This window comes from Psychrobacter fulvigenes (assembly GCF_904846155.1).
GTDB classification, from domain to species: Bacteria; Pseudomonadota; Gammaproteobacteria; order Pseudomonadales; family Moraxellaceae; genus Psychrobacter; species Psychrobacter fulvigenes.
In genome coordinates, this window is the sequence record NZ_CAJGZP010000001.1 from 2,951,375 (window position 1) to 2,964,308 (window position 12,934).

Here is a 12,934-nt window from a genome sequence, read left to right on the forward strand (position 1 = left end):
CAGAACGGCGCCCACAGTTATCTTAGTGAATACTTGACAAAAAATCTAGTCTTTTTTCTGACCTGCTTAGCAAGTGTATGTCCTTTTACTTTATTCGGTCACTCTTAGAAACCCCAAATAAGGGCGATTTTACATCATAAAAAAACCCGCAAGATACTGTCTTGCGGGTTCGCTATAAATCTATACAGGCTCATAAAAAGTTAATCAGTTTTTTGTTCAATCAACTCTTTAATACTGTCGTTGTTGCTTTTAGCACTGTTGTTTTTAGCAGCATCACTATTTGAGCTTTTCGTAGTCGGAGCAGCACTGGTTTTATTATTACTACTGTTATCGTTTGAGCTGTTGCTGTTTTTATCAGCGTTATTACCCGTACTCTTTGATGGTTTGGGTGCAGGTGGCGTAGGTACGACTGGTAGATTTTTTGTCTCTTGCTCAGTTTTACCAGATGCGTCTTCTTTCTTAGGCGCAGCGGGCTCTACTGTTTCACCTTCCGTAACCACTGTCCGTTCTTCATTGACGACTAAAGTGTCGGAAGTATCTTCTGATTCGCGAATGCTCTCAACACTCTTGTTTGTCTGGTTATTGGCTGTCGTATTCTCAACTGGCTCAGCTTCTTGACGGACAGGAACTTCATTCTTGGTAGGCTGCAACCTAACCGAACGCGAACGTCTGGTACTGAGATCCTTAATCGGCTTAGGACGCTCATAGTTATCGATAATACCGACATAGCGGTTGATTTCTTCTGGCAATACACGCACGTTTGCAGGTAAGCCAAAATCTACTAATTTGGCGGCTCCTGCTGCCTCTTGCGGGCTACTCATGAGTCCATAAGTCAGCATATAGCGTATTTGATTGTTATCATCACGATAACGGAAATACGAGAACTTCTTGCGATCATCACGCCCCTCTAAGTAGCTAACAATCACTTCATGTTCAGCGACGTTCATCACTTGCACCGTCCACTTACCTTTGTTAGCGACCAAAAAGCTCTTATCCTTAAACTCGTCAGGATAATTGCGTAAATCACGAATGGTGTCTTCAAAGTTGATGGGCTGCACGTCGGTATCAAGCTCATGCAGAGATTCTATAGATAAAGGCTGTTTAAGCTCAGTACTTAACTCTTCTGGTGCAGATATGGGTGCATTTTCAATCTTGGCACCGATGGCTGGCGTCTGACTGAACATCCAAATCAGCGCGGTGATTACGCCAAGCAGCAACGTCATCATCAACCAAATGAGAGCTTGGCGACGATAGGACTTATTTGCAGAACGAGTCGATGAGCTCGGTGCGGCCATGGATGTTTCCTTTAAAAAATAGAATAAAGCGCGCTAATAATAATGCTAATAACAATTAAAGTATTTATTAGAGGGCTAGCGCTATCATAACACCTGATAGGTTGTCAGCGTTAATTTAGACTACATATGGCTAATGAAAAACACATATATCCTACTTATGAAGACCGAAGCATTCGCTATAGTCAAGGAATTTTAAAATCGCTACAAGGCGACCGACCGCAGATAGTACACTAAGTACATCTAGGGCGGGTAACACCGTAGCGGTTTAAAAGTGCTCCGGCTATACTTAATGACTCGCTACTCAGTCACTCTCAGTTTAACCAAGCGATACTTTAGCCTGCCTGTTGTGACAATACCTCTGTCAGTAATTGCGTATCAAAATCATCTGTTAATACAGCTTGTCCTAATGATTTTAACAAAATCAGACGAATCTGTCCGCTTTTCACTTTTTTGTCATGACCCATAAGATTTAGAGCAACATCGGTGGCGATCGCTGGTGGATTAACGGGCAAGTTGGCCAGTGTCAATACGCGCTTAATACGAGCCACATCATCAAGACTAAGCCAGCCCATTTTTTGCGACAGCTCAGCGGCTTGTACCATGCCAGCAGCAACGGCCTCACCATGCAACCAGTTACCATACCCTTCATGCGTTTCAATCACATGCCCAAAGGTATGACCGAAGTTTAATAACGCGCGTACTCCAGCTTCTCTCTCATCCTGAGCGACGAGGTCAGCTTTATATTCACAGCAGCGCTTCACTGCCTCACCAAGTATTGCCAAATCCAGCGCCAACATGGCAGGTAGATTTACTTCAAGCCACTCTAAAAACTCGATATCCATGATTAGAGCATATTTAATCACCTCAGCCAGCCCTGCCGATAGTTCGCGTGCAGGTAAGGTTTGCAGCGTACTCATGTCAGCCAGTACCATTTGTGGCTGCCAAAAAGCGCCAATCATATTTTTTCCTTGGCTGTGATTGATACCTGTTTTGCCACCAACGCTTGAATCAACCTGTGACAGTAGCGTCGTTGGGATTTGGATAAAACTCACCCCACGCATAAAGCTTGCAGCCGCAAAACCAGCCATATCACCAACCACCCCACCACCAAGCGCAATCAAAGTCACGTCGCGATTAAAGTGTTGTGCCATTAGAGCATCATAGATCTGATTGATGCTGGCTTGGTTTTTGTATTGCTCCCCATCTGGCAAACTGCAGACTGCAACAGTATAGGACTTTGCTAACTGCTCTTGCAGCTGCTGCAAATATAGGGGCGCAACCGTCTCATTGGTGATAATCAATACTTGCTGACCACTAATATAAGGCGCAACCTGCTCTGCCATATCACACTGGTCGGTAATAACTATTGGGTAATCATGGCTTTGAGTATGAACCGTTAAGCCCTCATTAAACAGTGACGTTGCCATAAAGCATTCCTATGTTGTAATCTCTGCTGTATCACTCAAAAGAGACTTTTTCTAAAAAAAGAAAGCCGTTCATCAGAAAATCTTATCTAAACTTAAAAGTTTTTTAGTGACTGCTGTGCTATATAGTCGATCCACTATAAAATAAATACAGTGTTACTGGGATGAATTTTATGCAGCCTCTGGAGTGACGAAGTCGCACAGCAAGCAAAGAAAATTCATCCCAGTAGCACGCCGTAAAAACTGTACTCTTTTTATTTAGGACTCACTATACGCACCCTTTAACTTGGCTTGGTAGCTGACTCTATACACTCACTTGTCGCACTGCTAGGCTTGGTGCTTTTAAGTGCCCAAAATGACTCAAGATGACGCAGTAGCTGACTCACCATATGACGTGGATAAGTGTGCCCAGTCGGCATTATAATATGCGCAACTTCTCGATATAAAGGATCGCGAGTACTGTATAGATTCTGCAAGATTTGCCTAGGATTTGGCTGCTGCAATAGTGGTCGTGACTTATCTTTTGCCGTACGCGCCATTTGTACATCTACAGGCGCATTCAGATACACCACAATACCGCGCTGGTGCAAAAACCTCCGATTGTCAGCGCTCATGACGGCACCGCCGCCAGTTGCAAGGACGATTTGCTTACGCTGAGTCAGCTCGTCGATTGCTCGTGTCTCACGCGCACGAAACCCCGCCTCACCTTCTTTGGCAAATATCCAAGCAATGTCAGCACCCGTTTGCGACTCGACATACCAGTCGCTGTCCACAAACTCACGCCCTAACTGCTTAGCAAGCAATCGGCCAATGGTCGTTTTTCCCGCTCCCATCGGCCCGACTAAAAATACCGATGGCAATTCCTCCAACATAGTACTCACTCAGATAAATCAACTATCATACAACGTCATCGATATTCTGGCTAGTAATGAGCGCCGATTATTATGGATAAAATCCAGTCAATCTGTTGTAATGGACAAAATCCACCTATAAAAAAAGCAAGCCTAAAGATATAGGCTTGCTTTTTTGCTATCAATGTCATTAGACGGCCTATTAATCTAAGCGACTGACACCATCGTTAATCAGCTTTGGTGTGACAAAAATGAGTAGCTCTTCTTTGGCATTACTACGTACATCTCTACGGAACGCACGACCGATATAAGGTAAGTCTCCTAAGAAAGGTACCTTATCTACCCCATTAGATGTACGGTTTTTAAACACACCGCCAAGTACGATTGTTTGACCATCTTCTACAATGACGTTAGTAGAGATAGAGTCTTCCGCAATAGCTACCTGATTATTAATGATGGTTGGTGTGCCGTTGGTAATCAATAGCTGCAGACCAATTTTACCATCTGGAGTAATATTTGGCGTAGCTTCCAAACTCAATGCCGCTTCTTTAAAGCTGGTAGACGTCGCACCACTGGCTGCCGCTTCCTGATAAGGAATCTGCGTACCAGAAGAAACTTTGGCCGTTTGTTTATCCGCTGTCAACACTTTGGGAGTGGAGATGACCTCACCACGGTTATCTGCTTGCAGTGCTGATAACTCAAGATCAAGCATCACATCTGACATGCTGAGCAAACCAAAAGCAATACTGCCCGCTGGATTAGACACTCCTAAGTCGACGTTTAGATTATCAGGACGGCTGATGTCGTATGATGGATAGGATACCGTCTGGCCATTGACTGTCGTTGTTTCTACATCGAAGTCTTTTAGATCCCATAGCGTCTGATTACTACCACCCACTAATAGGTTACGATTATTGGCCGCACCGTTTGATAAGATACCCCAGCGCACCCCAATCTCTTTACTAAAGCTGTCCGTCGCGCTAACAATCCGCGCTTCAATCATGACTTGGCGCACAGGAATATCGATTTTGCTGATCAGTCTATGAATGTTTTCAATACTATCAGCCACATCTTTAATAATAAGCGTATTGGTACGCTCATCAATCGTGACCGTACCACGGTTGGACAATAAGCTACTATTATCATCTACGCCGCGATTGCCACCTGATGAGCCACTACCTTGAGAGATAAGGTTAAACACATCTGAGGCTTTGGCATAGCTAAGACGAATGTATTCCGTACGTAGTGGCGCAAAGGCTTCAACGGCTTGCTGAGCTTCTAGCTCCTGCGCTTCTTGTTGGGCAAGTTCAACCGAAGGCGCAATCAAAATGACATTGCCATTTTCACGTTTACCTAGGTTTTTACTCTTTAAGATGATATCGAGCGCTTGATCCCAAGGCACATTGATAAGACGCAAGGTAATATTACCAGCCACCGAATCACTAGCCACAATATTCATTTCAGTAAACTGCGCTAAGATATCCAGAACGCTGCGAATTTCAACATCTTGAAACTCCATAGACAGCGCTTCACCACTATAGACTTTCTCTTCAAGGGTCGGCTCACGTAATAGCTCAGGTTTGTCGATACTCACGTTAAGCTGATTGCCAGACTGGTAGGCTTGATACTCATAATCACCCGTCATATTGATGGTGATAACCCCATTTTGACCTTGGTTTTTGGTATCGATGCTCTCGACCAGACCACTATTGACGTTAAGGCGGCGCAATAGGTTGCGAGGTATGGTACTACCCGTCATACGCACAACCAGCTTATTGCCTTGGCGTTGTACATCAATAGGAATGGCTTCATTGACTAATGCAATACTAATATTGCCGCCGCCATTGTCACCTGCTGAGAAGTTTAATGCGCTCAAACCATCATAGCTGTACTGCTTACTCACTTGCGAAGCGGCAAGCCTAGGATCTAATAAAGGATTAACACGTACAACCATGGTATCAGTAGGCGCTTTTACCTGTACGGCACCCGAATTCGTAACAATCGGTGTGACACCTGCACTACTGGTCTCAACGATAGGCGTGACGATGGCAGTCGTGGTCAATGCTGTATTATCAGCTGTCCTCATGTTTGCTCTTGCAGCAACTGGTACTTGCGTGACAGCTGGACTGGTCATCACCACTGGCCGGTTAGGATCCGTGATGGTGAGTAGCAGATCATTGCCATCAACAGCGGTGGTATAGTTACCGCTTTGTTTTAGCCCAACAATCAGACGTGTGGTACTGTCATTACTCAAAGTCGTCACTTCGTTAACCATACCAATATTGTAGTCGTTAAATCGGCTAGCCAGACCATTTTGCACTTGCTCGAAATCTAGAACCAAACGGCTTGGGTCATCAAGCTGATAAGCAGCCGGCAATACTGGAGCACCATTAAAACCTAAGCGCATCTGAGTGACGGCAGGCGCGGTTTGTACCACAGAGATGTTATCGATACGCTGGTCAGCATAGGCTGTACTACTGATGCCGACCATACTGACTGCCAATGCAGGTATAGCAAAGCGCGAGGCAGATATGGCGAAAGTAGAGGAAACACGGTTACTCATCGTCATTACCTTGTTATTGCGTACTGTCATTACTTATTCCTCAAAAAATCTGCCAATTTAGTTTATAGGAGAGACCAACGACTGAGGTCTTTCAGTAAACCCTGCGCGGCTGTCTGGCACAATTTCAATCAAATTAATTTGGGTCGGCGTAATCTCAACAATACGGCCGTCGTTTAATCCCATATAGTCACCTACTTTGACACTTGCCACTGAGCCATCTGGGCGCTGGATGAGAGCATACTGCTGCCCTTCAGGAGATATCAACATACCGCGAAACGTTAGCTGTGATAGCTCATATTGCTCAAGCGGCTCTTTGGTACGAGTAATATCAGGGCGCACACCATCCAAAGGAGTGTCTGAGCCTTGCACACTCACAAGGCTTGGTGGTAAAAACGGACTGCGTAGCATACTTGCGCTATAGACAAAGTCATCTACTAGTTCAGCTTTTGGTGGTGGCTCAATCGGCTGCGAGGGTGAGTTACGAATTTCATTCATCGCCTGTTCTGCCATGCCAATGCGATCAGAGCATCCAGTCAGCGTTAAAGCTGCGATGGCGAGTGTCAGAAGGGCTGGTACTTTAGCACTCATATCAATTACCTCCTTCTGTAGCCGCATCAGTTTCAGCGATTTCTTTTGAACGATAAGTTTTGGTCTGTAGCACTAAGTTCAACTCTGGTAACGTATCTAAAGTCGGTTTCGGATTACTGACCTCAAAATCGTGCATGGTAATAATACGTGGTAAGGCTGCAAGCCCACTAATAAAGCTACCGAACTGATGATACTCACCTATAGCGGCAATACGAATTGGCTGCTCAATGAAAAACTCATTTTCAATCTCAGCTTCAACTGATATGTCTTGAAAACGAATATTACTGCCAACACCTGTCATGTTGATGCCTTCTACCAGTTCTGATACCCGAGTATCTTTTGGCAATTGATCAAGCAAGGTATTGAACTCAACATCCATCTGAGCGACCTGTATTTTATAGGCTTCTAAATGACGGGCACGCGACTCTTTTTTACGGTAGCTTTCAAGTAAAACTTGCTGTTCGTTTTCTGCAGCTTTGATCTCATCTATCTTGCTACTGATAGGTAGCGCCCAAGATAAGGCTGCAATAAAAGCAATAATGAAACCAAATATCGTCACTTTGACTGGTATTGGCCAGCTGCCGTAGTTTTCAGTATCTAAAGATTCAAAGCTACGTCGAAAATCATTAAAATCAAATTGCTTTTTATTGCTTTGTTTGGCGGTTTTTTTGGCCTTGATTAGGCTTTTTTTGCGAGTAAGCTTCACAGTTCACCTCCAGTCTTAGCGCCATCATCAGTATTAGCAGTCTGTGACTGAACCTGTGTGGTGATAACAAACTGCACGTAGCTGTCTTCAGGGTATGTTGGACGTGACTGTTTACCAGTATTGAGTGCAGGCGCGGGTTGGTAAGCACTGATATTTTGTTGAATATTGCGTACTGCAGAATTACCCATCCACTTGCTGGCATCTAAGTTTCGTATCAAGCTTGAAACCACATTGGGATTATCTGCCAGGCCCGTTAAGATAAGCGTATTATCTTCACGCTTTAGATTATTTAAATAAAGCGCAGCGGGCATGGCTTTTGCCAGATCATCCCATAAATGTACTGGAACTGGACGTCGACCTTGTAGATCTTGAATGACTTGCATGCGTGAAACAATATCATCGCGGCGTTGCTCTAAGCTATCAATCTCAACAAGCGCAGTGTCTAGGCGAGTGTTTTCTTGAGTGATAAGCGCATTTGCATCACGCTGCTCATCAAGCTCATTATTGAAATAGCTCCATGTTGCGAACGCTGTCAATAGTGCCAGCAAGGTCACGGCAGCCACCAAGGTAATAAACTCTTTATTACGGCGTTCGCGCTCTTCTTGCCGCCAAGGCAGTAGGTTAATACGAGCCATTAGTCAAAGCTCCTTAACGCAAGGCCACAAGCGGCCATTAAACTTGCGGCATCAATTGCCAGTTGCTCATTGTCTATGCTGGGATCTATGGTCATGTTGATAAACGGATTTGCGACAGTCACTGGTACGCCCAGCTTCTGCTGCACCATTCCAGGTAGACCTGGAATAGAGCTACTGCCGCCCGCCAGCACCACTTGATCGATACTATTGTACTGACTCGAAGAAAAATAAAACTGCAACGAGCGAGTAATTTGCTGAATGGTGCTTTCCATAAAGGGCGTTAAGATTTCTGTATAATAGTCATCTGGTAGCACGCGCTCACGCTTATTGATTGTCGCCTCTTCAAACGATAAACCATAGCGGTCTTGAATGGCTTGTGTCAGCTGTAATCCACCAAATAATTGCTCACGGCTATAGACAAACTCACCATCTTTCGCGATATATAAAGTCGTCTGATGATGACCAATATCAACGATAGCAACCAACTCAGGCATATTGGGCAAACTGTCTACCATGAGTTCAAACGCACGCTCAATAGCGTGTGATTCGATATCTACTATCTTCGCTTTTAAACCGCCAAAAATTAGTGCATCAACACGCTGATCGACGTTTTCTGAGCGCGATGCTGCCAGCAAAACCTGTACCAGATTATCATCGAGTAAAGAAGGACCGAGGACTTCAAAATCTAGATTGACCTCATCTAAGGGATAAGGAATATATTGATCTGCATCCAAGCGAATTTGAGCTTCTCTTTCCACATCGCTTAGTTTCATATCCATATCAATGATTTTGGTAATAACCGAGGATCCTGAGACTCCCGTCGCTGCATCACCACCTGCCACCTGACAGCGTGTTGCTAAGCGGGCGATAGCAGCACCGACTTCTTCAGTATCGACAATCAGCTTATCGACAACCGCACCTGGCGACAATCCTTCAATGCCATAACATTTCAGATGGAATCTGCCCTGTTGACGTTGTATGTCGACCAGTTTTACTGAGGTAGCAGATATATCCACCCCAACCAAATGTCGCCCTTTAGAAGAAAGTAGCCTCACAAGCGCTTTACCTTATATAAATTGTACATTCTGATATGTTTTTGTAATAATTGAATACAATACGTTACTTAAATGACAGATTCAAGTGTTTATAGAGACTTATGCGGTAAATTACACTTTTAGTATGACCTGCCTGTTTTGTTCGATGTATAATATATTATTTGCTGCGAATTTTAATCGATAAGTCTGACTATGACCCAAAAAAATGCTACTGCTCGTCTCTTACACTTCTTGGTGGGACTGGTTATTGCTTGCCTAGCACTTGCAGTTATCCTTGCATTAACTGTGCCAATCGGCTTTTACGGTATGGCTATGTATTTAGCACCGACTTTGCCCAGTATTCAAGAAATAAAAACTGCCAGTCTCGAGATGCCTTTGCAGATCTATAGCAGTGATGACAAGCTGATAGGTCAGTATGGTAATCGGTTGTCTCTACCGGTTACCTTTGATGAAATCCCTACAGATTTAACCAATGCCTTCTTAGCAGCAGAAGACTCCTCATTTTTTCAGCATACGGGCATTAGTCTCAAAGGTCTTGGGCGCGCTGTCACGGAAGCAGTCACTGATGATGATACGCAAACAGGCGGCTCTACTATTACCATGCAGGTCGCCAAAAACTACTTTTTGAGCTCTGAGCGTACGTTAAACCGTAAGCTGACTGAGCTTTTCGTCGCCCGTAAAATGGAAGACGAACTCAGTAAAAACGAAATATTGACATTATATGTCAACAAAATATATCTGGGTGAAGGCGCATACGGTATTCGTGCCGCTGCCAAAAAATACTATAGCAAATCTTTAGAAAACCTCACCATTGCTGAGGTAGCCATGCTTGCAGGCCTACCCAAAGCACCTTCGAAGTATAATCCCGTTGCCAACCCAGAGCGCGCACTCACGCGCCGTAACTGGATTATTGGCCGTATGCATGAGCTTGGCTATATCAGCCAAGCGCAATACGATGAAGCGATTGACGCTCCTATCGGACTCAAGCTCTATCAAGAAAAGCTTGATGTAAACATGCCTTATTTGGCAGAAATGACTCGTTATGCACTGGTTAACCGCTATGGTGAACAAGTCGTTAATGGTGGTTGGCGGGTGCGCCTTACTGTTGATAGCGAAGCACAACAAGCCGCTGAATCGGCCGTACTAAAAGGATTGGTTGCATATGATCATCGTCATGGCTGGCGCGGCGCAGAAGCAAATGATGAGCCGCTAGAGAACTTTCGACGCTATGGTGGGATGTATCCAGCCAAAGTCACCAAAGTTAATTCGCGCAGCTTTGAAGCCACCATGCCATCCGGTGAGGACGTTACCGTTAACTGGTCAGGGATGAGTTGGGCACGCAAGTATATCTCCGCCGATCGTATCGGTTACTATCCGAGTAACGCAAGCCAAGTGGTCAGCAAAAACGATATCATTCGCTTAATACCAACTAGCAGCGGTGGTTGGAAGCTGGCACAAATACCTGAGGTTCAAGGCAGCCTAGTCTCCTTAAATCCTGATACAGGGGCTGTAAAAGCACTTGTCGGCGGCTTTGACTTTAATCACAGTAAGTTTAACCGTGCATTACAAGGCTGGCGCCAACCAGGATCAATCATTAAACCACTGGTTTATACCGCTTCTCTAGAAAAAGGCTATCGCCCAGACAGTATCATTTCAGATCAACCTATTCAGGTGGGTGACTGGAAACCAAAAAACTCGGATGGACGCTTTTTGGGAGATATTACTCTCCGCCGCGGGCTATACCTCTCACGTAACCTAGTCTCTATTCGCTTATTACAAGCTATTGGCATCTCTGACGCTCGCGATTTGCTAGATCAGTTTGGACTTGATAAAGAAAAGCTACCAACTACCCTGTCGCTAGCGCTTGGTACTGGGCAAGCAACGCCTCTACAAATGGCGACTGCGTATGCAACTTTTGCCAATGGCGGCCACCGCGTACAGCCTTACTTTATACAACAAATATATAATCACGAAAATGAGTTATTGTTCCAAGCCAATCCACAACAGGCGTGTGCGCTTTGCTTTAACGAACAAATAAAAGATCTTAATCAACAGCTCATTGAAGATCAAAAAGTGGCAGAAGAGGCTGCTAACGAACAATCAGAACTCACCACTGAAGAGCAAGGCTCAGAAGATGGCGAGGTACAAGATGACACAGCAATCAATTTAACGGTTTACGACGCCAGTCCAGAATCAGATCGTTTAAAAGCACCTTTAGTACAATACTCAACAGCCACCCAAGCGCCGCGTATTTTGACACCACGAGTAGCATATGAGATGGCCGATATCTTGCGCGATGTGGTACAGCGCGGTACAGCAACAAGAGCCAAAGCTCTAGGCCGTAGCGATATCGGCGGTAAAACAGGTACAACCAACGAAGCAAAAGACGCATGGTTTGCAGGGTTTCATCCAACCAACGCGACGGTCGTTTGGATGGGCTTTGATCAGCCATCGACACTAGGGCGCCGCGAGTATGGCGGGGTCGCAGCTTTGCCAGTATGGATTGACTTCATGAGAGCGGATCTAAAAGACACACCTTATCAGTGGGTGTCACTCAATAATCGCTCAAAGTCAAAGAAACAAAAGCAGCGTATATTAGAAATGACTGATGACGGTGTTATATCGTCTGATGAAGAAAATATAGACACAGACACAGACACTGCCAAACCAGCCCAGCCAAAAACCCAGCAGCGCAAGCAACCTGAGCCTGAACCAACTGTTGAAGAAAGTGGTAATAACCAACGTAGTAATAATCGTAACACTGCTAATGATAGCGCTCCTCAAAACCCACTGACAGTGACGCCAGTAGAGCGTATGCCCGTGATGCCAGAGTAAGGCAGGTTTTTCTGCCATCAAATACTGTCTGTCTAATGCTGTCCAAATTAAAAAGCTTACTCATTGATCTGAGTAAGCTTTTTTTGATGTATATAACGATTTAATCAGTATAGTCAAGGAATTTTAAAATCGCTACAAGGCGACCGACCGCAGATAATACACTAAGTACATCTAGGGCGGGTAACACCGTAGCGGTTTAAAAGTGCTCCGACTATATTTACTAATCACTGCCTATCAACCACATACTCATTGCATAGATTTTCATTATTCCCTCATTGGTTTTTAAAACTCTACCATGCCAGCACGCAGTTGCTCAATCAGCTCTAACAGCTGCTGACGCCATTCACGTATGGTTGCCTCATCAGGCAGCCATTGATTTGACAGCGTGACCACATTAACGATCAAGTCTCTTGGCTCTTTGCCAGTATCGTTCATACCAACCTCTTCACTGATTGGCCGATCTTTTATAACTGCGTATAAGCAGCGCTGATAAGCACGCACAATATTGGCCAAAAACCCTTGTTGCTGCAACTGTTGCAAACGCTGTATTTCTGGCGATGCTTGGGTACGTGCGCTGAGTTCTTGCTCGATACTCTCTAACGTTGGCACAGTCATATACAAGCTATAGAACTGCGCAAGCTCTTGCATAAAGGCCAAAAAAGATCCGTATAAATGAAAGATAGCCGTTTCACAATGTGCTTGATACAACTGCTTATCATTGCTACTCCCAGCTGCTTGACAGGCGAGACGGCGAAAATATAGCTTTTGATTGGTTCTATCTGCTTGGTATTTGGCAACGCGACTTTTACCAGCCATGTGCTTATCCTCATATTAAATTAAAGACGATTGTAAATCGGCTTGCTCAGTTTACTATTTTTTTTACAGTATAAGGGTGAGTTTTTATTTTTTACGCGCACAAAAAAGCCAGCAACAAGGCTGGCTTTTTATATCAATACTAAAACGTTATAGAACGTGCTGAAGA

Annotated in this window: 10 protein-coding genes; 1 reads left to right on the top strand and 9 read right to left on the bottom strand. The window is 44.6% G+C overall.

What is annotated here, in order from left to right:
- Window positions 1-200 precede the first annotated feature (200 nt).
- The 8 genes from JMX03_RS12480 to JMX03_RS12515 all read right to left on the bottom strand — a co-directional run bounded on the left by JMX03_RS12480 (window position 201) and on the right by JMX03_RS12515 (window position 9,117).
- The gene (locus JMX03_RS12480; RefSeq protein WP_201597126.1) at window positions 201-1,295 is read right to left on the bottom strand and encodes a hypothetical protein; all 1,095 of its coding nucleotides are present in this window, start codon (window positions 1,293-1,295) and stop codon (window positions 201-203) included.
- Between the two features lie 332 nt (window positions 1,296-1,627).
- Entirely contained in the window at window positions 1,628-2,722 is a 1,095-nt protein-coding gene (gene aroB, locus JMX03_RS12485) for a 3-dehydroquinate synthase (RefSeq protein ID WP_201597128.1), read from the bottom strand.
- 278 nt (window positions 2,723-3,000) lie between these two features.
- Window positions 3,001-3,591, bottom strand: coding sequence for a shikimate kinase AroK (gene aroK, locus JMX03_RS12490; RefSeq protein ID WP_201597130.1), 591 nt, complete (start codon window positions 3,589-3,591; stop codon window positions 3,001-3,003).
- A gap of 181 nt (window positions 3,592-3,772) precedes the next feature.
- Window positions 3,773-6,163, bottom strand: a complete 2,391-nt coding sequence (gene pilQ, locus JMX03_RS12495) for a type IV pilus secretin PilQ (protein ID WP_201597131.1) — start codon at window positions 6,161-6,163, stop codon at window positions 3,773-3,775.
- 27 nt (window positions 6,164-6,190) lie between these two features.
- Complete coding sequence (locus JMX03_RS12500; protein ID WP_201573672.1) at window positions 6,191-6,721, bottom strand: pilus assembly protein PilP; 531 nt, start codon at window positions 6,719-6,721, stop codon at window positions 6,191-6,193.
- Window position 6,722: 1 nt separating this feature from the next.
- Window positions 6,723-7,427: a type IV pilus inner membrane component PilO gene (pilO, locus tag JMX03_RS12505; RefSeq protein ID WP_201573670.1), complete on the bottom strand. Its 705-nt coding sequence runs from the start codon at window positions 7,425-7,427 to the stop codon at window positions 6,723-6,725.
- Window positions 7,424-8,062, bottom strand: a complete 639-nt coding sequence (locus JMX03_RS12510; protein ID WP_201597132.1) for a PilN domain-containing protein — start codon at window positions 8,060-8,062, stop codon at window positions 7,424-7,426. Before JMX03_RS12510 ends, pilO begins: the two co-directional genes overlap by 4 nt.
- Window positions 8,062-9,117: a pilus assembly protein PilM gene (locus JMX03_RS12515; RefSeq protein WP_201573666.1), complete on the bottom strand. Its 1,056-nt coding sequence runs from the start codon at window positions 9,115-9,117 to the stop codon at window positions 8,062-8,064. The genes JMX03_RS12510 and JMX03_RS12515 overlap by 1 nt, the downstream gene beginning before the upstream one ends.
- A gap of 192 nt (window positions 9,118-9,309) precedes the next feature.
- On the opposite strand from JMX03_RS12515, the gene JMX03_RS12520 reads away from it, so the two are divergent.
- Window positions 9,310-11,952, top strand: a complete 2,643-nt coding sequence (locus JMX03_RS12520; RefSeq protein ID WP_201597133.1) for a penicillin-binding protein 1A — start codon at window positions 9,310-9,312, stop codon at window positions 11,950-11,952.
- A gap of 282 nt (window positions 11,953-12,234) precedes the next feature.
- On the opposite strand, the gene JMX03_RS12525 is transcribed toward JMX03_RS12520, so the two are convergent.
- Entirely contained in the window at window positions 12,235-12,768 is a 534-nt protein-coding gene (locus JMX03_RS12525; RefSeq protein WP_201597134.1) for a DUF6586 family protein, read from the bottom strand.
- Between the last annotated feature and the right edge of the window lie 166 nt (window positions 12,769-12,934).